General features: G+C 68.4%; 28 protein-coding genes. 12 read left to right on the top strand and 16 right to left on the bottom strand.

From position 1 onward, the window contains the following. Nucleotides 1–4: 4 nt before the first annotated feature. Nucleotides 5–955, top strand: coding sequence for an ATP-grasp domain-containing protein (locus ACE3QW_RS25350; RefSeq protein ID WP_374254869.1), 951 nt, complete (start codon nucleotides 5–7; stop codon nucleotides 953–955). After that, nucleotides 952–1971, top strand: a complete 1020-nt coding sequence (locus tag ACE3QW_RS25345) for a hydantoinase/oxoprolinase family protein (protein WP_374254868.1) — start codon at nucleotides 952–954, stop codon at nucleotides 1969–1971. Before ACE3QW_RS25350 ends, ACE3QW_RS25345 begins: the two co-directional genes overlap by 4 nt. Before the next feature lie 12 nt (nucleotides 1972–1983). Here ACE3QW_RS25345 and ACE3QW_RS25340 read toward each other — a convergent pair whose 3' ends face one another. From ACE3QW_RS25340 to secB, 15 genes are all read right to left on the bottom strand, one after another. Further along, nucleotides 1984–2376, bottom strand: coding sequence for a cytochrome c family protein (locus ACE3QW_RS25340; RefSeq protein WP_024281394.1), 393 nt, complete (start codon nucleotides 2374–2376; stop codon nucleotides 1984–1986). A 44-nt stretch (nucleotides 2377–2420) separates the two neighbouring features. Further along, on the bottom strand, nucleotides 2421–3227 hold the full coding sequence (locus ACE3QW_RS25335) for a formylmethanofuran dehydrogenase subunit C (RefSeq protein ID WP_374254866.1): 807 nt from the start codon (nucleotides 3225–3227) through the stop codon (nucleotides 2421–2423). Beyond that, nucleotides 3224–4156, bottom strand: a complete 933-nt coding sequence (fhcD, locus tag ACE3QW_RS25330) for a formylmethanofuran--tetrahydromethanopterin N-formyltransferase (protein WP_374254864.1) — start codon at nucleotides 4154–4156, stop codon at nucleotides 3224–3226. The genes ACE3QW_RS25335 and fhcD overlap by 4 nt, the downstream gene beginning before the upstream one ends. Beyond that, entirely contained in the window at nucleotides 4153–5802 is a 1650-nt protein-coding gene (locus ACE3QW_RS25325) for a formylmethanofuran dehydrogenase subunit A (RefSeq protein WP_029556354.1), read from the bottom strand. Before ACE3QW_RS25325 ends, fhcD begins: the two co-directional genes overlap by 4 nt. Next, nucleotides 5799–7112, bottom strand: coding sequence for a formylmethanofuran dehydrogenase (locus ACE3QW_RS25320; RefSeq protein WP_374254862.1), 1314 nt, complete (start codon nucleotides 7110–7112; stop codon nucleotides 5799–5801). The genes ACE3QW_RS25325 and ACE3QW_RS25320 overlap by 4 nt, the downstream gene beginning before the upstream one ends. Nucleotides 7113–7436: 324 nt before the next feature. Beyond that, on the bottom strand, nucleotides 7437–7790 hold the full coding sequence (locus tag ACE3QW_RS25315) for a hypothetical protein (protein WP_024281400.1): 354 nt from the start codon (nucleotides 7788–7790) through the stop codon (nucleotides 7437–7439). Then, nucleotides 7771–8493, bottom strand: a complete 723-nt coding sequence (locus ACE3QW_RS25310; protein WP_374254860.1) for a hypothetical protein — start codon at nucleotides 8491–8493, stop codon at nucleotides 7771–7773. Before ACE3QW_RS25310 ends, ACE3QW_RS25315 begins: the two co-directional genes overlap by 20 nt. Further along, nucleotides 8490–9644 (bottom strand): pyrroloquinoline quinone biosynthesis protein PqqE, encoded by a 1155-nt coding sequence (pqqE, locus tag ACE3QW_RS25305; RefSeq protein WP_374254926.1) that lies wholly within the window; start codon nucleotides 9642–9644, stop codon nucleotides 8490–8492. Before pqqE ends, ACE3QW_RS25310 begins: the two co-directional genes overlap by 4 nt. Nucleotides 9645–9661: 17 nt before the next feature. Then, nucleotides 9662–9937 carry a pyrroloquinoline quinone biosynthesis peptide chaperone PqqD gene (pqqD, locus tag ACE3QW_RS25300; RefSeq protein WP_029556350.1) on the bottom strand — a complete coding sequence of 92 codons (276 nt, stop codon included), beginning with the start codon at nucleotides 9935–9937 and terminating at the stop codon, nucleotides 9662–9664. 1 nt (nucleotide 9938) lies between these two features. After that, the gene (pqqC, locus tag ACE3QW_RS25295) at nucleotides 9939–10760 is read right to left on the bottom strand and encodes a pyrroloquinoline-quinone synthase PqqC (RefSeq protein ID WP_374254858.1); all 822 of its coding nucleotides are present in this window, start codon (nucleotides 10758–10760) and stop codon (nucleotides 9939–9941) included. Continuing rightward, a complete protein-coding gene (gene pqqB / locus ACE3QW_RS25290; RefSeq protein WP_237354886.1) occupies nucleotides 10757–11656 on the bottom strand; it encodes a pyrroloquinoline quinone biosynthesis protein PqqB in 900 nt (299 codons plus the stop codon). Before pqqB ends, pqqC begins: the two co-directional genes overlap by 4 nt. A 50-nt stretch (nucleotides 11657–11706) precedes the next feature. Then, nucleotides 11707–11784: a pyrroloquinoline quinone precursor peptide PqqA gene (gene pqqA, locus ACE3QW_RS25285; protein WP_081437156.1), complete on the bottom strand. Its 78-nt coding sequence runs from the start codon at nucleotides 11782–11784 to the stop codon at nucleotides 11707–11709. Nucleotides 11785–11939: 155 nt separating this feature from the next. Continuing rightward, nucleotides 11940–12635, bottom strand: coding sequence for a response regulator transcription factor (locus tag ACE3QW_RS25280; RefSeq protein WP_024281406.1), 696 nt, complete (start codon nucleotides 12633–12635; stop codon nucleotides 11940–11942). A gap of 84 nt (nucleotides 12636–12719) precedes the next feature. Then, the gene (locus ACE3QW_RS25275) at nucleotides 12720–14330 is read right to left on the bottom strand and encodes an ATP-binding protein (protein ID WP_374254856.1); all 1611 of its coding nucleotides are present in this window, start codon (nucleotides 14328–14330) and stop codon (nucleotides 12720–12722) included. 182 nt (nucleotides 14331–14512) lie between these two features. Then, nucleotides 14513–14992, bottom strand: a complete 480-nt coding sequence (secB, locus tag ACE3QW_RS25270; protein WP_024281408.1) for a protein-export chaperone SecB — start codon at nucleotides 14990–14992, stop codon at nucleotides 14513–14515. Between the two features lie 161 nt (nucleotides 14993–15153). Between secB and ACE3QW_RS25265 the strand changes: the two genes are divergently transcribed. Further along, a complete protein-coding gene (locus tag ACE3QW_RS25265; protein ID WP_024281409.1) occupies nucleotides 15154–15348 on the top strand; it encodes a DUF1674 domain-containing protein in 195 nt (64 codons plus the stop codon). Nucleotides 15349–15355: 7 nt separating this feature from the next. Here ACE3QW_RS25265 and ACE3QW_RS25260 read toward each other — a convergent pair whose 3' ends face one another. Continuing rightward, nucleotides 15356–16162, bottom strand: a complete 807-nt coding sequence (locus tag ACE3QW_RS25260; RefSeq protein WP_024281410.1) for an undecaprenyl-diphosphate phosphatase — start codon at nucleotides 16160–16162, stop codon at nucleotides 15356–15358. A 352-nt stretch (nucleotides 16163–16514) separates the two neighbouring features. Between ACE3QW_RS25260 and ACE3QW_RS25255 the strand changes: the two genes are divergently transcribed. The 9 genes from ACE3QW_RS25255 (at nucleotide 16515) to metK (ending at nucleotide 25989) form a co-directional block, all read left to right on the top strand. Next, the gene (locus tag ACE3QW_RS25255) at nucleotides 16515–17204 is read left to right on the top strand and encodes a glutathione S-transferase family protein (RefSeq protein ID WP_024281411.1); all 690 of its coding nucleotides are present in this window, start codon (nucleotides 16515–16517) and stop codon (nucleotides 17202–17204) included. After that, nucleotides 17201–18349, top strand: coding sequence for a tRNA epoxyqueuosine(34) reductase QueG (gene queG / locus ACE3QW_RS25250; RefSeq protein ID WP_374254924.1), 1149 nt, complete (start codon nucleotides 17201–17203; stop codon nucleotides 18347–18349). Before ACE3QW_RS25255 ends, queG begins: the two co-directional genes overlap by 4 nt. A 137-nt stretch (nucleotides 18350–18486) precedes the next feature. Continuing rightward, nucleotides 18487–19875 (top strand): tRNA (N6-isopentenyl adenosine(37)-C2)-methylthiotransferase MiaB, encoded by a 1389-nt coding sequence (miaB, locus tag ACE3QW_RS25245; RefSeq protein WP_374254854.1) that lies wholly within the window; start codon nucleotides 18487–18489, stop codon nucleotides 19873–19875. Between the two features lie 131 nt (nucleotides 19876–20006). Beyond that, nucleotides 20007–21005, top strand: coding sequence for a PhoH family protein (locus tag ACE3QW_RS25240; RefSeq protein WP_245279435.1), 999 nt, complete (start codon nucleotides 20007–20009; stop codon nucleotides 21003–21005). A gap of 3 nt (nucleotides 21006–21008) precedes the next feature. Further along, nucleotides 21009–21530 carry an rRNA maturation RNase YbeY gene (gene ybeY, locus ACE3QW_RS25235; protein ID WP_374254852.1) on the top strand — a complete coding sequence of 174 codons (522 nt, stop codon included), beginning with the start codon at nucleotides 21009–21011 and terminating at the stop codon, nucleotides 21528–21530. Between the two features lie 24 nt (nucleotides 21531–21554). Then, a complete protein-coding gene (locus ACE3QW_RS25230; RefSeq protein WP_024281416.1) occupies nucleotides 21555–22523 on the top strand; it encodes a hemolysin family protein in 969 nt (322 codons plus the stop codon). Between the two features lie 8 nt (nucleotides 22524–22531). Further along, nucleotides 22532–24181 carry an apolipoprotein N-acyltransferase gene (lnt, locus tag ACE3QW_RS25225; protein WP_374254850.1) on the top strand — a complete coding sequence of 550 codons (1650 nt, stop codon included), beginning with the start codon at nucleotides 22532–22534 and terminating at the stop codon, nucleotides 24179–24181. Between the two features lie 99 nt (nucleotides 24182–24280). Further along, nucleotides 24281–24688 carry a helix-turn-helix domain-containing protein gene (locus tag ACE3QW_RS25220; RefSeq protein ID WP_024281418.1) on the top strand — a complete coding sequence of 136 codons (408 nt, stop codon included), beginning with the start codon at nucleotides 24281–24283 and terminating at the stop codon, nucleotides 24686–24688. 107 nt (nucleotides 24689–24795) lie between these two features. Next, nucleotides 24796–25989, top strand: coding sequence for a methionine adenosyltransferase (gene metK / locus ACE3QW_RS25215; RefSeq protein WP_029556340.1), 1194 nt, complete (start codon nucleotides 24796–24798; stop codon nucleotides 25987–25989). Nucleotides 25990–26000 lie beyond the last annotated feature (11 nt).

Raw genomic sequence — 26000 nt, 5'->3', positions numbered from 1 at the left:
CGACATGCGCGTTCTGGTGCTCGAGTATGTGACCGGCGGCGGCATGCGCCGCGAGACGCTGCCGCCGAGCCTCGCGGCCGAGGCGGCGCTGATCCGCGATGCCATGCTGGCCGACCTCGCCGCGCTACCGTCGCCGCCCGAGATTCTCACCACCTGCGACGAGCGCCTCCCCCTTGAAGGCGCGATCCCGGTGGGGCTCCACGCCAGCGCCTGGGTGCTGTGGCGGACGCTGGCCGACGACGCCGACCTCATCTGGCCGGTGGCGCCGGAGACGGGGGGCATCCTCGCCGATCTCGTGCGCATGCTCGCGGCGACGGGCAAGCCGGTGCTGGCCTCCACCCCCGAGGCCATCCTCATCGCCACCAGCAAGCTGGAAACCGCCCGCCGCCTGGCGCTGGCGGGCGTGCCGCACGTTCCGACCTATCCGCTGGCCGAGGCGCCCGAGATTCCCGGCGCCCGAATCACCAAGCCGGACGACGGCGCCGGCTGCGACGCCACCTTCCTCTGGCCCCCCGGCGTACCCGCCACCCCGGAGGCGACGGAGGGCGTGGTGATCCAGCCCTATGTGGAAGGAGACGCGGCGAGCCTCACCGTTCTGGCGGTGGCGGGCGAGGCGCACCTCCTCACCGTAAACCGCCAGCACATCACCGTGCGCGACGGCCGCCTCTCCCTCTCCGGCCTGACCGTGGGTGCGCAGGCGGACGACGGCCGGCTGGCGTCCCTGGCGCGGGAGGTGGTCGCCGCCTGCCCGGGCCTCGACGGCTTCATCGGCATCGACATCATCCTGACCGCGGCGGGACCGGTGGTGGTGGAGATCAATCCCCGCCTCACCACTGCCTATGCCGGCCTCCGGCAGGCGCTGGGCCGCAACCCGGCCACCCTCCTCCCCGCCCTTGCGGCAGGGGCCGGCGAGGCGCCCCTTCATCCCGCGCCCGTGGAGCTGGCCCTGGCATGAGCGACCTCCTGATCGGCTGGGACGTGGGCGGCGCCCATCTCAAGCGGGCAGTCCTGGGACCGGACGGCGCGCTGGTATCCATCCACCTGGCGCCCTGTGCCCTCTGGCAGGGTCTCGACCGACTGCGGGAGGCGATGGCGACCATGCCCCCCACGTCGGGTCGCTCCGTGGTGACGATGACGGGCGAACTTGTCGACCTGTGGCCTGACAGGGCAACTGGCGTCATCGATATTGCCACCGAACTGGGGGGGTTACTGGGGCCTGACACCCGCATTTATGCGGGCAGAGCCGGCTTTGTCAGTCTCTCGGAAGCTCATCTGAATACCACCGACATCGCTTCAGCCAACTGGCACGCCACCGCCGCGGCGCTGGCCGCCATTGCGGGCGATGGCATCCTCGCGGACATCGGCTCGACCACCACCGATCTCATTCCCTTTGCCGGCTCGCAACTTTGCTTTCGCGGCTATTCGGATGCCGCGCGGCTGGAGACCGGGGAGCTGGTCTATACCGGCGCGGCCCGCACACCGGTGATGGCGCTGGCGCAGGCCCTGCCGTTTCGCGGGCGGCTCGTTCCCCTCATGGCGGAGTATTTTGCCACCACGGCCGACGTGCATCGGCTGACCGGCGAATTGCCCGATGGGGCCGACCTCCACCCCGCCGCCGATGGCGGCGACAAGACGTGCGACGCCAGTGCCCGCCGGCTTTTGCGGATGGTGGGGCGCGATCTCGGCCCCTCAACCATGGAGGAAGCAAAGGCCCTCGCGGCGGCGGCGGCGGAGGTGCAGATGCACCGCCTCCACATGGCCCTGGCCCAGGTCTCGTCCGCCGGAGGTGTCGCGCCCGATGCCCCTCTGATCGGGGCCGGTGTGGGTCGTTTCCTGGTGGGGCGGCTGGCGCAACGAACGGGGCGCCCCTACCGTCATGCCGGACTGCTGCTCGCCGGCGACACCCGCCTCGCGGGCCTAGCGGCCGACTGCGCCCCGGCCGTGGCCGTGGCGCGTCTCGCATTCAATTAGCCGGCTATAGCGTCACTTGCTGCCGTCGGGCTTGAACTGGGCGAGGAAGGCGATGAGGTCCGCCCGCTCCGACTCGCTCTTGACCCCCGCGAAGGCCATTTTCCCCTTCGGTGCCAGATGCTTGGGGTTCTCGATATAGTCGTTGAGGGTGGCCACGTCCCAGACCTTGCCGGCGGCGGCGCCGTCCTTGATATCCTGGGAATAGGCGTAGCCCTCGAAATGCCCCCACTTGGCGCCGACGATGCCGTTCAGCGGCGGGCCGACCTTCACCTTGGCATCCGGGCCAATGGCATGGCAGGCCATGCATTTCTTGAAAACGGTCTCGCCCTTGGCCACGTCCGGATCGGCATAGGCCGAGCCGGTGGCGGCGGCGAGGAGGAGAGCGGAAACGAACAATGTGCGCATCGGGGCGTTCCTCTTCTGGTTTCTTGATCTGATATTTCGCCGGCTCAGCTCAGGACGAGAATTTCGCCTTCCCCGCCGGCCAACCGGTTGCCGACAAGGCGCACAGCCCGGCCGGACAGTTCTCCTCCGAACAGCGCGGCCAGCTCCGGCACGCGCCGCGCCAGCAGCCTCAAGGCCACGAAATCCTGCGGTCCCGCCTCGGCAAAGCCAGGGGCCAGAGCCTCCGGCGCCGAGGAAACGAGGATGGAGCCGCGCTTCATGCCACGTCCGGCGCCGGGACCGAGCCGACCCGCCACAGCAAGTGTGCCGGCTAACAGACCATCCGCCGCACCCGCCCCGGCATCGCCGGCCACCAGGATCAGGCCACCGCGCAACCGCGCGCCGAGGCCATCCCCCACCCGGCCGGCAATGGAGACGACACCGCCGCGCATGCCCTGCCGCTCACCCGGCCTCGGACCGCCGACATTCTTGCCGGCATTGCCGAAAACCTCGATCCGTCCGCCGGTTAGGCCAGCCGCCAGGCCGTCGCCGGCGTCGCCGGAGATCACCAGACGCCCACCGCTCATGCCCGACCCGGCGGCCGCGCCGACGCTGCCCTCCACGCGGATCTCACCTGCGGCAAGGCCCGCGCCCACATGGTCGAGCCGGGGGTCGCCGGAAAGAACCAGCGCATCGCCTTCGCTGGCGGCGACTTCAAACAGGTCCCCGACCAGAGCGACGCCCGTGCCGAAGGGAACCGTGCGTGCGGCGACCTCGGCTGCGTTCGCACCTGCAAATGCAGCAGGCAGAAGGCCCGATGCATCAACCCGCGCGGTGAGCGGGGCCTTCAATGTCAGGCGGAAGCCACTCATCGTCCCGCCTCCTGCGCCATCAATTGATGCAGCTTGAAATGGAAGGGCCCGAGGTTGCCGCCGTAATTGCCGGCATCCACTGCCACCACGCCGCCCGCGGCGCCAAGGCCGCACACCGCCGTGATGCCCGCGCGCATGCTGTCCGCCACCTCGCCCTCACTGAGTCCGTCGATGACGATTTCCAGCACGCTCTCGACTTCAGCCGGCAAAGCAGTCTTGGCGATGCCCCGCAGCGTCGGGCAGTAAGCGTCATTGGAGGAGGCGATCAGGCCGGCATATTTGGAGCCGACCTTGGAGCCGGACCGCACCACCCCGCCCGGGAAGGGCATGATGGCCCCCCGCACCTGCCCCATGGCCGCCACCGCCGCCTCCGCCGCCGCCAGCGCCGCCGGGCGCGAGCGGGCGAGGATGAGGAAATTGCCGCCGCCCACCGCCGCCGTCGTGGAGCCGACGATCTCGTCGCAGACGAACTCGCCTTCCATCACGGGAATGCGCCAGATCCTGCTGCCGCCGAGGTTTTTCGACATCTGGTGGCCGTCGCCGAAATAGCGCAGCGCCTTACCGAGCGGGACGGCGGAGCCGCCTTCCAGGCCGGAATAGAGCGCCGAGGTGGGCGAGGTGAGCACGCATTGCCCGGCCCGGAGCGGCACGATCTTCTTCAGGTCCTTCAGCGACATGGCGAAGATGAGCACGGCATAGCCGGGCCGTCCGTCCGGGGTCTCTTCGGCCGGAATCTCGCGTTCGATAGCCGCCTCACAACCGCAGCCGATCACCGAGGTGGCAAACCCGGTGAGGCTCGCCGCAGCGGTGTGCGCCCAGCGCGGCGTATCGGCGGTGATGATGAGACGCGTTCCCGCCATGGGAAACGCTTCGGCGAAGCTGTCGCGGATTTCGACGCCGTTGATGAGAAGGGGGGCTGGTGCGCTCACGGCTTCAGCTCCACGATTTCAGGGCCTTGGCCGCCACGAATCTCCCCGTCGGCGATCTGGTAATGGCTGGATTTCAGGCCGACCGCCTCGTCGAACCAGCGCTCCAGCCTCTTGTCCATCAAGGGGTCGGAGGGGGGATGCACCGCATAGGTGCGCCCCTCGGTGAGGGCGACGATCTCGCCGTTCACCACCACCACCTCGCCGTCCTTCATCACGATGCGCGGGTGGGCGAACATGGCTTCCCGGTCCGGCTGATCCTCATAAAGCACCACATCCGCCCGCGCGCCGGGGCCGAGATGGCCGCGATCCTTGAGGCCCAGGGTGCGGGCCGGCGCGGCGCGGGTGACGACGGCGATCTCCTCCAGCGTGTATTCGCGGGAAATGCTTTCGAGCCGGGTATGGGACCGCGCCGCCTTGTGAATCTGCCTGAGGTGATGGTCCCGGAAGGGCTTGTCCATCAACAGGCGGATGAGGTGCGGGTAGGAAGTGAAAGGACCGCCGTTGGGATGGTCGGTTGTGAGATAGACTCGCCAGGGATCCTCAATGAGGAGGAACAGCTCCAGACCGATCGCCCATTGCAGCGCGTTCACGAAGGACGTGTCGCGATAGTTGAACGGCACCACGCCGCAGGCCGCGTCCATCTCGATATCCATGCCGATCCACTTCTTGGGATCGGCGATGGAGTGGTTGCGGTACTGGGACATGAGGTCGGCCGAGGCGGTCACGGTCTGGCCGAACATGATCTGCCCCACGTCCACCGAGATGTGCGGCATGGCGTTCACCGCCTCCGCGATCTCGGCCGCGCCGGAGGAGAAGTGCCGGTCGCCCTCGGTTCCATAGGAGTGGAACTGGATGTGGGTGAGATGGAGGGGGAAGCCCTCCGTCGCGCCCATGGTGGCGAGCGTGGTCTTCACGTTGCCGGGAATGCCGAGGTTGCAGCCGTGCAGGTGGATCGGGTGGGGCACGCCCAGCTCCGTCACCGCCCGCTGCAGCGTGTTGAGGATGCGGCGGGGCGTCAGCTCGTAGAACGGGCCGGCCTCGTCCAGATCCAGGTTGCGGCCGTTGAACTTGAAGGCGTTGATGCCGCCGGGATTGACGATCTTGATGGCGCAGCTCTGGGTCGCCTTGAGCATCCAGGCCACGTAGTCATTGATCGCCTGCTGGCCTTCGCCCATTGCGATGAGGCGCAGCAGGAAGTCGTCGTTGCCGAGCACCAGAAAGCCGCCGGTGTCGATGTTCGGGATGTCCGCCATCTCGAGATGCGCATGGCGGGCATTGGCGCCCACGACCGCGGGCTCGAACACCGCCGTGTAGCCCATCTGCGAATAGCGACAGCCGGTGGCGTGGGTGGTCGGCGCCGCGCGCCCGCCACCGCAGCCGCAGAAATCGCCGAACGGCTCGGGGAACAGCGCCCGGTCCTCGTTCATGAGGAGGCGGCCGAGGTTCACCTTGCCGCCGGCGATGTGGCTGTGGAGGTCGATGCCGCCGGCGAGCACGATGCAGCCGGAGGCGTTCACCACCTCCTCGCTGCCGCCCGGCCCCGGATCGGCGATGATGCGCCCATCTTCAAGCACCACGTCGCGGACCTGATCGATGATGCCGTTGGCGGGATCGAACACCCGCCCCCCGGTAACGCGCTTTCTCATGCGCCCCTCCCGAAATTGGCGAGGATGGCGGAGGCCGCCTCGGCGAGGCTCGGAAGCTCGGCCGGGCGCAGGCCCTGGAGCGGCAGGCAGACGACGGAATCCATGCGGAAGACATGCCCCGGATGATCGACGCCGGGCGTTCCGACGGGGATGAACACGTCCGGCTCGCGGGCAAACGACGTGTCGGGATGGGCGAGGGCGATCACCGGACCGGCACTGAATTCGGGCGGTGGATCAGGGCGGAAGGCGCTGGCATGGAGCAGCAGGTCGCCGTCCTTCAGGGCCGCGGCCGTGGCGTAGAGATCGGGCGCATGGCGCGCTGTTCCGACGCCGATCGCCGTGCGTAGGGGATAGCCGAAGCGCCAGAGCGCGAGCTGGTGCGCGCCGGTGACGTTGTCGCGGCCGCCCAGCGGCAACACCGCCGCGCGGGTGGTCGGCGACAGCAGGTCCACGGCCTCCGAGGCCGAGCCGGCGACTGCGGCGGCATCCGCCTGCGGCAGGGTCGCGGCGTTCCAGGTGAAGACGCTGTAGCGCGCGGCGCGGAGCAGGTCGTCAAGCTCCGCCAGCGAGGCACCGGCCGTGCCCGGCAGCACGTCCACGGCACCGATATCGCGTCCCGCCAGGGCCGACGCCAGCAGCGCGGCGGCGGTGGCAACCTGTTCGGGCGGCAGCAGGATCTCGCTCAGCTCGTGGCCGGCGAGGACCTTGCGCGAAGCGTCGGACAACGGCGCTCCGATCATCACCACACGCCGGCCGGAGGGCGCGAACAGGGGGGCCGCGTCGCCGCCCTCCCCCGTACGCACCGGCATGATGCGCTCGAACAGGCGGTGGAAGCTCGCGGTAGGGTCGTCGCCGAACACCACCAGCAGGTCGCAGCGGTTGCGCACCTCGGCGAGGGTCGCGGCGATCCAGCCGCGGCGGGCGAGGCGGTCGAGATTGGCGAACAGGCCGCCCGAGGCGGAATGGTCGATGCTCGCCCCCGCCACCATGGCGATATCGTAGAGCCGCCGCAGCCCTTCGAGATCGGCGCCGAGGCCGGAGAAGACGGAGGACCGAGCCGCCTTCAGATGGGCGGCCGCGGCGGAGGCCGCCTCGGCGAGGCTGGCCGGCGCGCCATTGATGCGTGGCGAGGGCGGAGGCGCATCGCCACGCGCCAGCAGGCGGGCGGCATCGGCGCAGGCCTTGCGCGGTGTCACCACGCGGCCGGCGACGGCCACCTCAATGTCGTCGCAGCCGAGGCCGCAGAAGCCACACACCACGTCTCGCACGATGCGGGGAGCACCGGCTTCGGTCGTTTCACCCGATGACATGAGGCTCACCCCTGCGCGGAAGAGAGGCCGCGCGGCAAGGCCGGCAGACAAAGGGCGCGCGGCGGCGCGAAGCCGGCTCCAGAACGTGGGACAAGTGGAGAGAGAACGGAACTCAAGCGGTAACTGGCCATGGCTTTGCCTTGGGGATTGACGGACCCAATCAAGACGCCGCGGCGGTTGCCCGCTTGTCGTTGCAGTGCGCTTCGGAAAAATCCGTGCGCCATGCGTCTGTTCTTGGCGGGGAAGCTAACACAGTGAAGCGGGGCCGAAAACCCGTCACATGTGCGGCGCCTGCGAGAATGATTTGTGCGACGCGAAATCGCTCTACTTAAAGCAGGTGATTTCTGCTTCTGCCTGCGCCCGGCGCAGTTCTGCAATCGTGTCGTCATATTGGGGCGTGTTGCGGAAGATATTGGCCGCCTGCCCCACGCCCTGCCGCATGGAAAGGATCGTCTCGGCCGCGACATAGTGATCGTAAGGCAGGATCGAGGCGAGGGTGTCCACGGAGCAGGAACAGCGGGCCATGGCCTCCCGGGTCTGGCCGTTGGCCGCCATGCAGCCGAACACGTAATCGACGCGGGCGGAGGTGGGGTAGTCGTTGTCGCTGGCAGTCGCCGCAGCCGCAGCCCCGCCGAGGGCGAGCAGCAGGGCGCCGGCCTCAATGGCTCGTCGGATCATAGGCGATGCTCTCCTCCCACAGGGTGCCCCCTGGCGCGTCGGCCTTGATGTCCATGCGCACGATCTGGCCCGGCACGTCCGGCGACACCTCGAACGTATAGGCGAGGGTATCGAGCCCCCGCATCCGCACGGCATTGGGATCGCCCTTGAACGGCGTCACCGTGACGCGCCAGCCCTTCACCGTCTGGCCGCCGACGGTGAGATCAGCCGCCGTCACGGTGGCTGCGTCGCGCAAGGCGGTGCGGATGGCGGTCTTGAAATAGCGCGGATTGCCCTTGAGCCGACCGGCAAGGTCCCCGAGGTGGTTCTCCAGGAACAGGAGCAGCATGGGATTGGTCGTCACGCCCTCGAACGGGCCGGCGGCGTGGTGGCGCTCGGGCGTGAAGAAATCGACCCTGACGTCGCGGGCGTCGCCGCTGCTGCTGGCGCTCGCCGCGATCATCAGCACCACGCGATCCTCGAAGCTCGCGCCGAGTTCCGGATCGGCCACCTTGCGGGAATATTTATAGGTGAGCGTCTGGCCCGCCTTGGTGTTGGCCAGCTGCGGGGCCTCGAACAACAGCGTCGCCGCATCCGGGGTAGCTGGCTGGGATGCGGCCGGCGCCTCGGCCGCGCTCGCCGCCTGGGGCATGACGAGGGCGCCGCCCGAGAACAGGGCGGCCATGAGGACGAGCCAGAGGCCCAACGCGTGACGCAGGCTCACGATGCGGCTCCTTCGGACGCCTTCCCGGGCGCTCCGCCGATGGTGCGATAGATGTAGTCCGGCGCGACCGCCGCGGCCTCCTCCGTCGCCAGCGCCTCGACACGGGCATGGAAGGGCGAGAGCGAGCAGGCCGGGTCGGTCGCTGCCGCATCGCCGGCCAGCGCCATGGCCTGGCAGCGGCAGCCGCCGAAATCCATCTCGCGCCGGTCGCAGCTGCGGCAGGGCTCGCGCATCCAGTCGGTGCCGCGGAAGGCGTTGAACGCCGGCGAGGACCGCCAGATGTCGCCCAGGGCACGGTCGCGCACGGACCAGAATTCGAGGTTCGGGATGCTTTCCGCCGCATGGCAGGGCAGCACCCGGCCGGTGGGGGTGACATTCAGCGTCCGCCGCCCCCAGCCGCCGGAGCAGGGCTTGGGATAGCGGGCGTAATAGTCCGGGATCACCATGTCGATGACGAGGATGCCCTCAAGGCGCCGGCGCGCCTCCTCCACCAGGGCCACCGAGTGATCCACCTCGGGACGGGCGGGCATCAGCGCGGCGCGGTTCACATAGGCCCAGCCATAATACTGCGTGTGCGCCACCTCCAGCCGGCGGGCCTTCAGCGCCACGGCGAGGGCAATGATGTCCTCCACCTCGTGGATGTTGCCGCGATGGATGACGGCATTGAGCGTCAGCGGCAGGCCGAGGTCCGTGACCTTCCGGGCAAATTCCAGCTTCGCCGCATGGCCGCCCTTGTAGCCGCCGATGCGATCCCCGGTCTCGGCACTCGCGCCCTGCACGGAGAGCTGCACGTGGTCGAGCCCGGCCTCCGACAGCGCGTCGATCATGCCGGAGGCACGGCCGATGCCGGAGGTGATGAGATTGGTGTAGAGCCCCTCGGCGGCGCAATGGGCGGTCAGCTCCACGAGGTCCGGGCGGGCGGTCGGTTCGCCGCCGGAGAGATGGACATGGAGAATGCCCAGCGCGGCGGACTCGCTCAGCACCCGCTTCCAGGTGGCGGTGTCGAGCTCCGCCTCGCGGCGCTCCAGCTCCAGCGGATTCGAGCAATAGGGGCAGCGGAGCGGGCAGCGATGGGTCAGCTCGGCGAGGATGCCGATGGGATGGCCGACCGGAGGCGCCGCCACGGGCTGCGGGGGCTGCCTCGTCTCCATCTCGGCCACGGTTTCGCTCATGTCTCGATCACCCGGCGCGCGATCAGGCCGCCGATCATATCCTTGACGTCATCGGCGATGACCTCGCGCTTCTCGTCGTAACGGGCGGCGAGGGCGTCCACGATCTCGGCGCAGGTGCGCTTTCCGTCCACCAGCTCCAGCACGGCGGCGGCGGTCTCGTCGATGTCGAACGCCCGCTCCGGCGCCAGAAGCACATGGCGGGCGCGCACCTGATCGTATTTGAGCTTCACGCCCCGCGGCAGGCGCGGGACGTCGGTTTCCTCGGCGCGCATCTCATTCCCCGACGATGGCGACGCCCGGTCGCCAGGCACCCGGCGCGGGCCAGCCCGGCGCCACATAGGCGAGATAGAGCGCGTCGAGCTGCGCCCACAGCACCTCGGTCTTGAAGGTGAGGGCGCGGATGACGGCGCGCTGCTCGGCGGCCGTGCGGGCGTGCTGCTTCACATAGTCGAGGGCGAAATCGGCATCCTTCGGCGCCTGGTCGAGGCGGCGGCGGAAATAGGCGACGACTTTCTCGTTGATGAAGTCGTAGTGCTCCAGCATGCCGGAGATGCGCTCGGCATGGATGCCCGGCGCGAACAGCTCGGTGAGGGAAGAAGCCACCGCCTCCAGCAGCGTATTCTCGGCGACGAAGCGCACATAGGCCTCCACCGCGAACTTGGTGGCGGGCAGGGCGCCTTCTTTCGAGACGACGTAGGCCCGGTCGAGGCCGAGGCCGTCGGTGAGCACCAGCCAGCGCTCGATGCCGCCCGAATCCTCGCCGAAACCGTCGTGGTCGGTGATGCGGTGCAGCCACTCCCGGCGCAGCTCGCGGTCGTCGCAGCGCGCCATCAAGGCCGCATCCTTGCGGGGGATGGCGGACTGGTAGCAGTAGCGGTTGAGCGCCCAGGCGCGCACCTGATCCCGGTTCAGCCGGCCGGAATGCAGCAGCTTATGGAAGGGGTGGAGGTTGTGATAGCGCGTCGCGCCCACGGCGCGCAGCGCGGCCTCCAGCCCCTCCGGCGACAGGGGCTCCTGCGGCGAGGGCAGGGCAGGGAAATCGGTGGGAAGGTCAGCGGCCTCGGCCAGCACCCGGACGGCGGCTTGCGCGCTCATAGGGAGAACTCCATTCCGTCCCGGGCGACCGTCCAGCCAGCCGCTTCCACGGCGCGGTGCTCCTCGGAGCCATCGATCAGCGCGGGATTGGTGTTGTTGATATGGATGAACACCCGGCGCGCCACCGGCAGGTCGGCGAGCAGCGCCACCGTGCCGTCCGCGCCGGACATGGACAGGTGCCCCATGCGGGCGCCCGTCTTGGTGCCGATCCCGGCCGCGATCATCTCGTCGTCGCGGTAGAGCGTGCCATCGAAGAACAGCAGGTCGGCGCCGGAGATGCGCTGACGCAGCGCGTCCGTCACGGCAGCGCAGCCGGGCACGTAGACGAGGCGGCTGCCGGCCGAGGTGATCGTCACGCCCACCGTCGAGCCTGATTCCTCGCCGATGACGAGGGAGGCATCCTCGCGCCAGAGCGGCACCTTGCCGGGCACGGTGAAGAATTCCATGGTCAGCCCCGGAACCGGCGAGAACGGGACTTCGAACGAAACCGGCTCCCGGCGCACCAGCGCCTTGGAAACCACGTCGAAGACCTGATTCTGTTCGATCAGCGCGAGCGTGTCGGCCGTGCCGTACACCTCGAACGCCTGCTGCTCTCGCAGCGTCAGCAAACCGGCTATGTGGTCCACGTCACCATTGGTGAGGACGACGGCGCGAATGGGGCTGTCGCGGCCATCCACCCGGGGCTGAAGTGCCCGGGTCGCGGCGATCTGGGCCCGAAGATCGGGCGAAGCGTTGAGGAGTACCCACGAGGCGCCGTCCTCCGAGACGGCGATGCTCGACTGGGTTCGGGGCGTGACCCGTGGATCACCCTTCCAAGCCAGTTGGCACACCGGACAGCGGCAGTTCCACTGGGGAACGCCGCCGCCGGCCGCTGAACCGAGAACGATCACCTGCATGATGCGACGGACGCTCCTGCCAATCGTTCGCGGCTCCCGACCTCCGTCGATCAGAAATCGGCCGGCAGGTAAGCGGTGACTTCCATGCCGACGCAGACTTCGCAAACCTGAGGCTTGTTCCAGCGCATGATGCTTTCCTCCTGAGTTCTCTCATGACCTTCATAAGAAGATCATAAGAAATTGAAGTAACGAGGTTTTTCGCTACAACGGAGTCAAATATTGGCAGCCGAATCGGTTCCCGCAAGTGAAATCTTTTGCTGCATTGCAATACTTCTAGAGCTCATCAATGAGCTGACGGTGCGGAGAGGTCGAGCATGAAGCCGCGCCCCCGCACGGTCGCCACCTGGGGGCCGCCGGCGCGCCCCACCGGCGCGAGCTTGGTGCGCAGGTAGCCCACATAGACGTCCACCACGTTGAGCGAGGCGCCGCCCTGGCTGGCCCAGAGCCGGTCGAAGATCTCGCCCCGGGCGATGGGACGATTCGGGCTGGCCATGAGCAGGGCCAGGAGATCGGCCTCGCGCTCGGTGAGCCGCACATGCACCTCGCCGAACTTCGCGGTGCGGGTGGAGGGGTCGAGCACCAGCCGCCCTGCCATGACGCGGTCGGAATGGCTTTCGCCGAGGCGATGCAGAAGATGGGTGCGCAGCCGCGCCACCAGCTCGCCGAAGACGAACGGCTTGACGATGTAGTCGTCCGCCCCGGCGCCGAGGCCTTCCGCGCGATCGTGTACCTCGTCCTTGGCGCTGAGGAACAGGATGGGGCCGGAATGGCCGGCGCCGCGCAGCGCCCGGCACACGTCGATGCCGGAGCCGTCCGGCAGCATCATGTCGAGCACCACGGCGCAGGGATTGTACTGGCGCGCCGTCTCGAGGGCCTCGTCGGCCCGTCCCACGACGGTCACGTCGAACCCCTCGGCGGAGAGGCCGCGGCTCAGCATGGCGCCGATGTCGCTGTCGTCTTCCACCACCAGGATGTTCATGGTTCCTCCTGTGCCCGTTCGGGCTGTCCCGGACCGCGTCGCGGCCCGCAGGGCCTGTCGGAAATGCCGGCGTTGGGTTGCCGGTCAGATCGCGGGGCCGGGCTCTGCCGCGGGTTCGCTCGCCCCGGCCGCTGCGGCCTGCGGCAATGCGATCACCACCCGGGTGCCTCCCGCCTCGCCGTCCTCCAGTGTGATACGTCCGCCGTGCCGCGTCACCACCCAATCGGCGAGCGCCAGCCCCAGGCCGAAGCCCGAGGCATCGCCGAGCCGGCCGCCGCGTGCGAAACGCTCGAACAATCGGGCTCGGGCCTCGGGCGGAATGCCGCATCCATCGTCCGTGATGCTGATGATGTCGACCGCATGCCCCTCCGCATCGGCCCCGTGCCCGACCGAAACGGTGACGCGGGTGAGGGGGCGACCGTGACGCAGGGCGTTGTCGATCAGGCCTTCCACCACCTGCCGGAGCCATTCGCGATCCGCATGCACGACGAGGCCCGGCTCCGGTGCGTGAAGCACCAGCGCGACGCCCTGTCGCCGCGCCACCGGCTCCAGCCCCGCCACGGCATCGGCCAGAAGGGGCGCGAGGGGGGTGTCCTGGAATACCAGCTCGATCTCGCCGCTCTCGGAACGGGCGACCCGCAGCAGATCCTCCACCCGGCGGTGGAGCATGCCGGCGCGCTTGCGGATGGTGGTGAGCACCGCGCGGCTCACCGATTCCGGGATGGCCGGCGCCCGCTGGGTCACGTCGCATTCGCCGATGATGACGGTGAGCGGCGTGCGCAATTCGTGGCTCACATCGGTGAAGAAGCGGCGCCGGGACGCATCGATGGCGCCAAGACGGGCGTTTGCCTCGGTGAGGTCCGCGGTGCGGTCCGCCACCGTCTTCTCCAGTCCCGCCCGGTCCTGCGCCACCTTTCGCTCGCGGCGCGCCAGGAGGGCGGCCATGCGGTTGAAGCGGGCCATCAGCACGCCCAGCTCGTCCCGCTGGCCGATGGCGAGGCGGGCGGAGAGATCGCCGCGGCCGATGGCGGCGGCCGCGCGGTCGATCTCCTTGAGCCGGCCGAGCAACGGCTGGGCCAGCGCGCGATACAGCACCAGCGCCGCGGCGAACACCGCCAGCGCAATGGCCACCGCGCCGATCCGCAGCCGATCCGCCAGCGCCACCGCCTCCTCCCGCGCAGCCGTGACACCGCGCCGCTCGCTTTCCACCAGCAGGGAGAGCGTCGGACCGGCCGAGGCGGCGAAGGCGTTGAGGGAGCCGCGCACTCGGTCGCCCCGACGCACGGTATCCGGATCGCGGGTCGCGGCGGTGATCTGCCGGTCGAGGGAAATGAAATCCGCCCTGAGACGGGCCAGCAGGCGTTCCTGCGGCCTGAGGCCGCTCGACGCGTCGGGCGCCGCCTGGACCGCCTTCACGGTCGAAGCTTCGAGCAGGGCCGAAACGCGCGAACGCGCATCCTCAAGCCGGCCGGCGCCCGCGGTGGGGCTTTCGGTGGCGGCAATGGCGGCAAGGCCGTACTCGGAGAGGCGGGCGGAAATCTCGGTCAGCACATCGAGCCGCTGCTGGGCCGACACCGCCGCCTCCAGCGCCCCGTCCACGGCGCGCAGGGCGATCAGCACGCTGAAGCCCGCAAGCACCGCGAGAATCGCTGTGGCGCCCGCCAGCGCGGCCAGCTTGAAACGGATGGATCGCATCGCCGCGCCCGGAATGCCTCCCGCGCCCCCGCGGCGCCACCACTGGCGCCGCTCCGGCGCGGCGGAGCCTGCCACAATGACGGGCGCGGGCAAAAGGAAAAGGACCGCACGAAAAAGCCCGCCGCCGCAGGCGTCTGGCGCTGCGGCGGCGGGCTCTGTCGAAGATCAGGTCAGGGCGAGGCTCAGGCCTGGCCGGCCTGGAGGCGCTCGGCTTCCGCCTGCAGACGCTGCTGGTAGAGCGCGGCGAAGTCGACCGGATCGATCATCAGGGGCGGGAAGCCGCCGTTGCGCACCGCGTCGGCGATGATCTGGCGGGCGAACGGGAAGAGCAGGCGCGGGCACTCGATGAGCACCACCGGCTGCAGGCTCTGCTCCGGAATGTTGAGGATGCGGAACACGCCGGCATAGACCAGCTCGAAGGCGAACAGGGTGTTGCCTTCGATGCTGGCGCCGCCGTCGATCTTCAGCTCGACCTCAAACTCGCCATTGCCGCCCGGCTTGGCGTTGACGTGGATCTGGATGTTGACGTCGGGCTGGCTCGGAGGAGCGGCGAGGGAGCGCGGCGCATTGGGATTCTCGAAGGAGAAATCCTTGATATATTGCGCGAGCACATTCAGCGACGGCGCCGCATTCGGGTTGGGGCCGCCATTCTGCGAGGCCATGCGCATCTCCATCCGTGGGGTGTTGGGTCGGCCCCGCGGGCACGACCGGAAAGCGCGGCGCTGCTAGCATGCTTTCCGCGGTGGGTGCAAGGTTGCGAACGGGTGAGGTAGGCCGATCCTCAACCGGAAGGATGCCTTGCGCCGTGTTTGGAGACGGGACCATGGACGAGGACAAGACGGAGCCGCGCAAGCCCCTGAGCGAGGCAGCCAAGCGCGCGCTGGCGGAGGCCGAGGCCCGTCGTGCGGCCATCGACGCCGCGCAGAAGGACCGGCCGAAGGAGATCAACGGCCGCGACGGCCCGGAGCCCGTGCGTTACGGCGACTGGGAAGTCGGCGGCATCGCCACCGACTTCTGAGGCCGCCTCAGCCGACCAGCGCGAGGCCGATGAGGCCGGCGATGCCCACCGCGATGCGCCACCAGCCGAATGGCGCATAGCCGTGCTTCGACACGAAGTCGAGCAGCGACTTCACCACCACCACCGCCGCGCAGAACGCCGCCACGAAGCCGATGACGATGAGCAGGCCATCGTCCATCGAGAGGTTGCCGCGGTTCTTGTAGAGGTCGTAGGCGAACGCGCCGAACATGGTGGGCAAGGCGAGGAAGAACGAGAATTCCGCCGCCGCCCGCTTGTCCACACCCATCAGCATGGCGCCGACGATGGTCGAGCCGGAGCGCGACATGCCCGGGATCATGGCCAGGCACTGGAAGAAGCCGATGATGAGCGCGATGTGCCAGGGCAGGCCCATGGCGTTGTTGTAGCGCGGCGCCGGCACCACCTTGTCGATGAACAGGAGGATGATGCCGCCGAAGATCAGCGTGCCGCAGATCAGCACCGGCGTCTCGAACAGCACGCTCTTGATGAAGCCGTGCGCCGCCGCGCCGATCACGGCCGCCGGCAGGAAGGCGATGAGGACGCCGATGACGAAGCGCCGCGCCCCCGGATTTGTGGGCAGCTGCTGGGCGACGCGCAGGAAGCGCTGGAAATAGACGGTGAGGATGGCAAGCACCGCGCCGAGCTGGATCAGCACCTCGAAAGTGTGGCCATTGCTCTCGAAGCCGAGGAAATGCCCCGCCAGCAGGATGTGGGCGGTGGAAGAGACGGGGATGAATTCCGTCAGCCCTTCCAGCAGGCCGAGAACGAGCGCTTCGAGCATGTCGCCGAGAGTCATGGGTGAGAAAATCCGGGAGGCGGGAACAAGACGGGCGCCATCCTCTCCGCTTGCCTTCGCGGGTGCAACGTGGTGCGCCGCAACGGAAGGGGAGGGCCGAGGCCGCCGGCGCTTTTCAGGCCAAGCTGTGGCCGCGTCGCAACAGCCTGGCAAATAACCTCAGGGCAAGGGATTGCTGCCTGCACCGCGTCGTTAACGATCCGCTCACCATGATCGAAATGCGAAATGCGACAGCGACAGGGCGTCGGCACGCGCTGCAGCAGGGAGGAACCAATCGGAAAGGTTCGGCTTCTAATCATAGGACACGCCGGGTGCCTCGCCCCCTCCCTTCGACCCCCGGCGAAATCGGCCCATGTACCTGCATCATCATCCCTTCTGCCCACATTCCCGATTCGTCCGCCTGCTGCTCGCCGAGTACGGCCTGGAGCCGGAGCTGGTGGAGGAGCGCGTGTGGGAGCGACGGCCGGGATTCCTCGCGCTCAATCCGTCGGGCGAGACGCCGGTGATCGTGGAGGAGATGGCGGCCTCGGTGCCGGGCGCCTTCATCATCGCCGAATATCTCGATGAAACCCGGGGCCTCGCCCTCGGCACCCACCGGCTTCTTCCGGAGGACCCCGCCGGCCGCGTGGAGGTGCGCCGGCTGACCCAGTGGTTCAACGAGAAGATGTATGTCGAATCGACCGAGCCGCTGGTGCGCGAGCGCATCCACAAGCGCTACATGACGCGCGAGCAAGGCGGCGGTTCGCCGGATGCGACCTCGCTGCGTATGGCGCGTGCCAATCTGCGCTATCATCTGAAGTACATCGGCTGGCTGGCCAAGGCGCGCAAATGGCTCGCCGGCGAGAAGCTGAGCCAGGCCGACCTTGCCGCCGCCGCGCATCTCTCGGTGGCCGACTATCTGGGCGATGTACCGTGGGACGAGGACGAGCACGCGAGGGACTGGTACGCGAGGATCAAGTCGCGCCCGACCTTCCGCGCCCTGCTCACCGAGAGCATCCCGGGGATGCCCCCCTCCAAGACATACGCGGACCTCGATTTCTGACCGACGCGGGCGGGCTGGAGGAGATCGTCCGCCGCCTCGGCCGTGAGGAAGGGTTCGATGCCGTGGGCATCGCCCGGCCCGAGGCCGCCCGGCCCGCCGGAGAGAAGCTCCGTGCCTGGGTCGCGGACGGCGCATACGGCGACATGGGCTGGATGGCCGAGACGCTGGACCGCCGCGCCGATCCCCTGACGCTGTGGCCGGACATGCGCAGCGTCATCCTGCTCGGCCTCAATTACGGTCCCGCCGAAGACCCCCGCGCGGTGCTCGCGCAGAAGAGCGCCGGCGCCATCTCGGTCTATGCCCGGGCCGAGGACTATCACGACATCATCAAGCCGAAGCTCAAGCGCGTCGCCCGCGCGCTGCTGGCGGAGGCCGGACGGCGCGGTGTCACATCAGACGTGAAGGTGTTCGTGGATACCGCACCGCTCATGGAAAAGCCGCTCGCCGCCGCCGCCGGGCTGGGCTGGCAGGGGCGGCACACCAATCTGGTCTCGCGGGAATTCGGCTCCTGGTTGTTCCTCGGCGCCATCGCCACCACGCTGGAGCTTCAGCCCGACGCGCCGGAGAAGGACCATTGCGGCTCTTGCCGCGCCTGTCTCGACGCCTGCCCGACCGCAGCGTTTCCCGCGCCCTACGTCATCGATGCGCGGCGCTGCATCTCCTACCTCACCATCGAGCACAAGGGGCCGATCCCGGCCGAGCTGCGCCCGCTCATGGGCAACCGCATCTATGGCTGCGACGACTGCCTCGCCGCCTGCCCCTGGAACAAGTTCGCGCAAATGGGCCAGGAGGCGAAGCTCGCCGCCCGCGCTGAGAACGACGCCCCGCCGCTTGCCGAGCTGGTAGCGCTGGACGACGCCGCCTTCCGCGCCCGCTTCCCCAAAAGCCCGATCAAACGGATCGGCCGCGACCGCTTCGTGCGCAACGTGCTGATCGCCATCGGCAATTCGGGAGATGCCGACCTGCTGCCGCAGGTAGAGGCGCGGCTGGCGGATGAATCCGCCCTGGTTAGAGGTGCTGCGGTGTGGGCGTTGGGGCGGCTTTCGGATGCCGCAGCGGTCACACGGCAGGCCACGCGACGGGTACCTGTGGAGACCGATCCAGCGGTCCTCGCCGAGTGGAGGGCAGCCGCATCAGCCGACTAAGACCCGCCGCCCATTTCCATCGGCCCGGTTTGCCGGTAGGATCAAAGCCTCACGGAACCATCAAGGGGGCGACAAGAGCTGGCGTCACGATCGCGTCGCGCCCACACGCGAAGATCGACGGCGACAGAACAGGCGACATGCACGAGCCCCGCAAGCTTTATGTGAAGTCCTTCGGCTGCCAGATGAACGTCTACGATTCCCATCGTATGGCGGACACGCTGGCACGCGAGGGATATGTGGAGACGCAGGACCCGGCCGAGGCCGACCTTGTGATCCTCAACACCTGCCATATCCGCGAGAAGGCCGCCGAGAAGGTCTATTCCGAACTCGGGCGCCTGAGGAAGCAGAAGCAGGAAGCCGGCTCCGACACCATGATCGCCGTCGCCGGCTGCGTCGCCCAGGCCGAGGGCGCGGAAATCATGCGCCGCGCGCCGGTGGTGGACGTGGTGGTCGGCCCCCAGAGCTACCATCGCCTGCCCGAGCTGCTCGCCGAGGCGAAGACCGGCAAGCGGGTGGTGGACACCGAATTTCCCGCAGACGACAAGTTCGACCACCTGCCCGCGCCCACCCGCGCCGCCACGCGCTCGCGCGGTCCGGCGGCGTTCGTGACGGTGCAGGAGGGCTGCGATAAGTTCTGCACCTTCTGCGTGGTGCCCTACACCCGCGGCGCCGAAGTCTCCCGCCCGGTCACGAAGATCCTCGACGAGGCCGCCCGCCTCCTCGACCAGGGCGTGCGCGAGATCACCCTCATCGGCCAGAACGTCAACGCCTTCCATGGCGAGGGGCCGGACGGCAAGGTCTGGAGCCTCGCCCGGCTGATGGAGCGGCTCGCTGAGATGGAGGGGCTGGCGCGCCTGCGCTACACCACCTCCCATCCGCGCGACATGGGCGAAGACCTCATCGCCGCCCACCGCGACCTGCCGCAGCTGATGCCCTATCTGCACCTGCCGGTGCAGTCCGGCTCCGACCGCATCCTCGCGGCCATGAACCGCAAGCACGGCCGCGAGCTGTTCCTCTCGCTCATCGAGAAGATGCGCACCGCGCGGCCGGACCTCGCCCTCTCTTCCGACTTCATCGTCGGCTTCCCCGGCGAGACGGACCGCGACTTCGAGGACACGCTCGATCTGGTGCGCGAGGTCGGCTTCGCCAGTGCCTATTCCTTCAAGTACAGCGCGCGCCCCGGTACCCCCGCCGCCGAGCACGAGGGACAGGTGCCGGAGGAGGTGATGGCCGAGCGCCTCGCGGAGCTGCATCGCCTGCTCGAAGCCTCAAAGACGGCCTTCGACGCCGCCTGTCGTGGCCGCACCTTCGACATCCTGCTGGAAAAGGCCGGCCGGCAGCCGGGCCAGCTCATCGGCCGCTCGCCTTATCTCCAGAGCGTGGTGGTGAACGATCCGCCCGCCGGCATCGGCGAGCTGCTCACCGTCACCATCACCGATGTCGGCCCGAACAGCCTTGCCGGCGTTCCGGCCGAGACGCCCCTTTCCCCCGCTTTGTCCCGGCCGCTTGCGGCCATGGAGGCCTGAGCTTGCGCAGATCCGGCAGCGACAACCGTGATCGTCCCCTGGCGGCCGCAGCGCCGCAGGCTTCCCCCGGTCCCGCCCGCGCGGCGGTCACGGCCCCGTGGGCCGATCCGGACGAGCCTCCGGCGGCCCATGTGGTGCTGGCCTTCGACGACAACCGGCTCGCCACCCAGCTGTTCGGCCATTACGGCCGCAACCTCGCCCTCATCGAGCGCAAGCTGGGGGTGAAGGCGGATTCGCGCGGCAATCACGTGACGCTGGAAGGCGAGCGCGATGCCTGCGAGCAGGCCCGCGCCGTGCTGGAGCACCTCTACGAGGCGCTGCGCAAGGGCCGCGACATCAGCCAGGGCGACGTGGACGGCGCCATCCGCGAGGTCACCTCGCAGGGCTCCCTGTTCGATTTCGACCCGGCCGAGCAGCGCCAGTCGTTCGACGAGATCCATCTGCGCCGCCGCCCGGTACGCGCCCGCACCGCCGCGCAGGATGCCTATATCCGCGCGCTGAAGCGGCACACCCTCGTGTTCGGCAACGGCCCCGCCGGCACCGGCAAGACCTGGATCGCGGTCGCCTACGCCGTCCATCTGCTGGAACGGCGGATGGTGGACAAGATCATCCTCTCCCGCCCGGCCGTTGAGGCCGGCGAGCGCCTCGGCTTCCTGCCCGGCGACATGAAGGAAAAGGTCGATCCCTATCTGCGGCCCATCTACGACGCGCTCTACGACCTGATGGACCGCCCGTTCGTGGAGCGGGCCCTGCAGTCCGGCGAGATCGAGATCGCCCCGCTCGCCTTCATGCGCGGGCGTACCCTCTCCAACGCCGCAGTGATCCTGGACGAGGCGCAGAACGCCACGTCCATGCAGATGAAGATGTTCCTCACGCGCCTCGGCGAGAACTCCCACATGATCGTCACCGGCGACCCGAGCCAGACCGACCTGCCCGGCGGGCAGATCTCCGGTCTCGCCGAGGCGGTGCGGCTGCTGGAGGGCGTCGAGGGCGTCGGCATCTGCCATTTCAAGGCCGAGGACGTGGTGCGCCACGAACTGGTGCAACGCATCGTCTCGGCCTACGAAAAGCTCGACGCGGCCAAGATCGAGGCCGCCTCCGCCCGCCTCGCCGGCAAGGCGGGGAGCTGAGCGATGGCCGCGCCCGCCCCGCTTCCGCAGGCTCCCGAGATCGACGCGGATATCGACGTCGCCGTGGAGGCCGAAGGCTGGTCCGTCATCGCGGATGCCGAGGCCGTGGCCATCCGGGCCTGCCGGGCGGCGCTGGCTGCCTGCGCCGAGGACGTGCCCGAGCCGTGCGAGGTGGCCATCACCCTCACCGACGACGCGCGCATCCGCGTGCTCAACCGCGACTGGCGGGACATGGACAAGGCGACCAACGTCCTGTCCTTCCCCCAGCCGGACCTGCCGGACGACATCGACGCCCCCCAGCCCCTCGGCGACATCATCGTCGCGCTGGAAACGCTCAGCCGCGAGGCCGAGACGGAGGGCAAGGCGCCGGCCGACCATCTCGCCCATCTGGTGGTGCACGGAACGTTGCATCTCATGGGCTACGACCATCTCGAAGACAACGAAGCAGAGGAAATGGAGGCGCTTGAGCGCGACATCCTCGCGGGCCTTGGGATCGCCGATCCCTATGGCCTGCCCCAGGACTGACGTGCAGGCGGCTTGATAACGACCATGTCCAACATCGACCAGCCGACCGAGACCAGCTCTTCGGAGCCGCAAAGTTTTCTCGATCGATTGCGTGCCCTCCTCGGCACGTTCCGCCCGCACGGCTCCCTGCGCACCGACCTCGTGGAGGTGCTCGCCGCGGCGGAGACACCCGAGGAGGAGGGGGAGTTCACCCCATCCGAGCGCAAGATGCTGCGCAACATCCTGCACCTGCGGGAGGTGGGCATCGGCGACATCATGGTGCCCCGCGCCGAGATCGTCGCCGTGCGCAAGGACGCGCCGCTGGGCGAGCTGCTGAAGCTGTTCGTGACCGTCGGCCATTCCCGGCTCGTCGTCTACGACGACACGCTGGATGACCCCGTCGGCATGGTCCACATCCGCGACCTCATCGCCTTCCTCGCCGGCGACCTCGCCTCGGAATCGGGTAAGATCGACCTCGGCAAGGTCAATCTCGACGCGACCCTGGAGACCGCCGGCCTCATCCGCCGCATCCTCTATGTGCCGCCCTCCATGCCGGCGGTGGACCTGCTCGTCTCCATGCAGGCGGCGCGCACCCACCTCGCCCTCGTCATCGACGAATATGGCGGCACCGACGGCCTCGTCTCCATCGAGGACGTGGTGGAGGAGATCGTCGGCGAGATCGAGGACGAGCACGACGAGGCGGCTGAGACGCTGCTCACACGCCAGCCCGACGGCAGCTATCTCGCCGATGCCCGTACGCCGCTGGAGGCCGCGGTGGAAGTGCTCGGCACCGGGTTCGCTTCGGAAGAGGCGATGGAGGAGGTGGACAGCGTCGGCGGCCTCGTGGTGCGCATCGCCTCCCGCGTGCCCAAGGCCGGCGAGGTGATTTCCCTGCCGGGTGGCTTCGACGTGGACGTGGTGGACGCCGATCCCCGCAGGCTGAAAAAGCTGCGCATCATCCCGCCCCGGGATCTCGACGGCTCCGCCGCCGGGCACGCTGCGTCCGACGCCTGACCTTCCGCGTGACTTTTCCCTCCAAGGTCGCCCCCCGCCGCGGCGTGCCCACGACAGGCCTGTCGTGGCGCGGGCGCATCCTGATGCTGCGCTTCCTCACCGGCTGGCGCCGGCGCTTCGTCGCGTGGACGGCGGGGGCGGTCGGCGCCCTCGCCATGCCGCCCTTCGATCTGTGGCCAGTGCTGGCGCTCAGCTTTCCGGTCCTCGTGCTGCTCCTCGACGGGTGCCGTGGCGATCTCAAGACCCGTCTCGTGGCGGCCGCGGGGGTCGGCTGGTGGTTCGGCTTCGGCTATTTCCTCGCCTCCCTCTGGTGGATCGGCGCGGCTTTCCTCGTGGAGGCGGACGTGTTCGGCTGGCTGCTGCCGTTCGCGGTGGTCTCCATGCCGGCGGGGCTGGCGCTGTTCACGGCGTTCGGAACGGTGGTGGCGCGGCTCCTGTGGTCGAAGGGCGGCCTCAGGCTGTTCGCGCTCACCTTCGGCCTGACGCTGGCGGAATGGCTGCGTGGCCATGTGCTCACCGGCTTTCCCTGGAACACCTATGGCTATGCGGTCTCCGACGATCTGCTGCTGATGCAGGCGGCATCCGTGGTCGGCGTCTGGGGCCTCACCTTCTTCTGCGTGCTCCTGCTGTCCACGCCGGTCCTGCTCCTGAACCCCGGCCGCCGGGGTCTTGCCGCCGTCGGCGCGGCGGCGCTGGTCATCGCGGGGACGGCGCTGTGGGGTGGCTACCGGCTGTCCGTGACGCCGCTTGAGACCGTGCCCGGCGTGGCGCTCCGGGTGATGCAGCCGAACCTCTCGCAGGACAAGAAGTTCGCCTATGATCGGCGCGAGCAGATCCTGAAAGACTATCTCGCGCTGAGTGCACGGAAGAGTGAGACCTATCCGGGCGGGCTCGCTGATGTCACGGTGCTGATCTGGCCGGAATCGTCCTTTCCCTTCATCTATGAGCGTGAACCCTGGGCGGCCGAGACCATTGCTGCGGCCCTGCCGCCCAACGTGACGCTGGTGACGGGCGCCGTCCGCCACGACTTCCCTCCGCCTGGCCAGCGGTCGCCGTTCTTCAACTCGATCAGGGTGATGGACCATCGCGGGCGGGTGCTGACCAACACCGACAAGGTTCATCTGGTGCCATTCGGAGAGTATCTGCCGTTCCAGGCGGAGCTTGAGGCCCTTGGCCTGGAACAACTTACGCGTGTGCGAGGTGGTTTCTCTTCCGGCGCGGAACTCCGCGCGCTCCAGATCCCCGGACTGCCGCTCGCCTCTCCGCTTGTATGTTACGAAATTATCTTTCCTGGAAAGGTAGTTCCCCAGGGTCCACGCCCGGCCTGGTTGCTCAATCTCACGAATGACGCGTGGTTTGGCCTGACCCCCGGTCCCTACCAGCATTTCGCGCAGGCCCGCATGCGCGCTGTAGAGGAAGGGCTTCCGCTGGTCCGCGCGGCGAACACGGGGATTTCTGCAATCGTTGATCCTATGGGACGTATTGTCGCATCTCGTGACCTCGGGCAGGAGGGTCTGGTGGATGGTCCCCTGCCAAAGCCGCTGCAAACGGTTTCCGTTGCAGCCAAGCTTGACCGTATATTGGTCCCCGGGCTTCTGGCAGCTGCTCTGGCGCTAGCTTCCGTACCGCTTTGCGGTTGCAATACACGCAGAGGTTGATCGACGCGTTCCGATTGTATGCCTATGTTCGCCGGCAATCAGGGCAGCCTTCGCGCAGCGAAGTATTGAGTAATCTTTTCCGACATAGCCGGAGAGACCATGGTCAAGAAGGCGCCGAACCCTATTGATAAGCACGTTGGCTCGCGTGTCCGCATGAGGCGGATGATGGTGGGAATGAGCCAGGAGAAGCTGGGCGAGCATCTGGGCATCACCTTTCAGCAGATTCAGAAGTACGAGAAGGGTACGAATCGCATCGGCGCGAGCCGGCTTCAGCAGATTTCGACCACCCTTGGTGTTCCCGTCGCCTTCTTCTTCGAAGGTGCCCCCACTGTCGGACCCGAGGGCGAAGGTTTCTCCGAGGAGCAGTCCCCGGCCTACGTCTCCGACTTCCTCGCCACGTCCGACGGACTGACGCTCACCCGGAACTTCATGCGGATTTCCGACGCCCGCGTGCGTCGGCGCATCGTCGATCTGGTGATCGCCATCGCCGGTGAAACCGAGGCGTGAAGCGTTCGTTTTGGCGAACGTTTTCGCGCTGACGACCTTGACCGCCCGCCGCTGCGTTGCCACAAAGGGCGGCCGCACCGCGGCGCGGGCGCAAAAGGGGCCGTCACATGGCGCGTCAATCGTATCTGTTCACGAGTGAATCGGTTTCCGAAGGGCATCCGGACAAGGTCTGCGACCGGATTTCGGACGAAGTGGTGGACACTTTCTTCCGCACTGCGGAAACCGAGGGCTGGGACCCGAGCCAGATCCGCGTTGCGTGTGAGACGCTCGCCACCACCAACAAGGTGGTGATCGCTGGCGAGACCCGTGGTCCGTCCTCGATCACCCGGGACCTCCTGTCCCACGCCGCGCGCCTTGCCATCAAGGACATCGGCTACGAGCAGGCCGGCTTCCACTGGGAGACGGCCGACATCGACGTCCTGCTGCACGCCCAGTCGGCGGACATCGCGCAGGGCGTGGACATCGCCGGCAACAAGGACGAGGGCGCCGGCGACCAGGGCATCATGTTCGGCTATGCCGTGCGCGAGACCCCGGAGCTGATGCCCGCTCCCATCTATTATGCCCACAAGATCCTGAAAGTGCTGGCGGAAGCTCGCCACTCCGGCGAGACCCACGCGCTCGGCCCCGATGCCAAGAGCCAGGTCACCGTCCAGTACGAGAACGGCAAGCCGGTCGGCGTCACCCAGATCGTGCTGTCGACCCAGCACCTGGATGAGCACCTCACGTCCCATGACGTGAAGTCCATCGTCGAGCCCTACATCAAGAAGACCCTGCCGGACGGCTGGGTGACCGACGCCACGGTCTGGCACGTCAACCCCACCGGCAAGTTCGTCATCGGCGGCCCCGATGGCGACTGCGGCCTCACCGGCCGCAAGATCATCGTGGACACCTACGGCGGTGCCGCGCCCCACGGCGGCGGCGCCTTCTCCGGCAAGGACCCGACCAAGGTGGACCGCTCGGCCGCCTATGCCGCGCGCTACCTCGCGAAGAACGTGGTCGCCGCCGATCTCGCCGACCGCGCCACCATCCAGCTCGCCTATGCCATCGGCGTGTCCGATCCGCTGGCGGTCTATGTGGACCTGCACGGCACCGGAAAGGTGGACGAGGCGAAGCTTGAAAAGGTGCTGCGAGAGGTGATGAACCTGCGCCCCCGCGGCATCCGCGAGCATCTCGGCCTCACCAAGCCCATCTATGCCCGCACCTCTGCCTATGGCCATTTCGGCCGCGCGCCGGAAGCGGACGGCGGCTTCTCCTGGGAGAAGACCGATCTCGTGGACGCGCTCAAGGCTGCGGTGGCCTGAGCCCTCAGGGG

Origin of the sequence: Xanthobacter sp. (genome assembly GCF_041911315.1) — a bacterium.
GTDB classification, from domain to species: Bacteria; Pseudomonadota; Alphaproteobacteria; order Rhizobiales; family Xanthobacteraceae; genus Xanthobacter; species Xanthobacter aminoxidans.
Note: the sequence above shows the minus strand (reverse complement) of the source record. Positions and strands in the feature narration are given on the sequence as shown.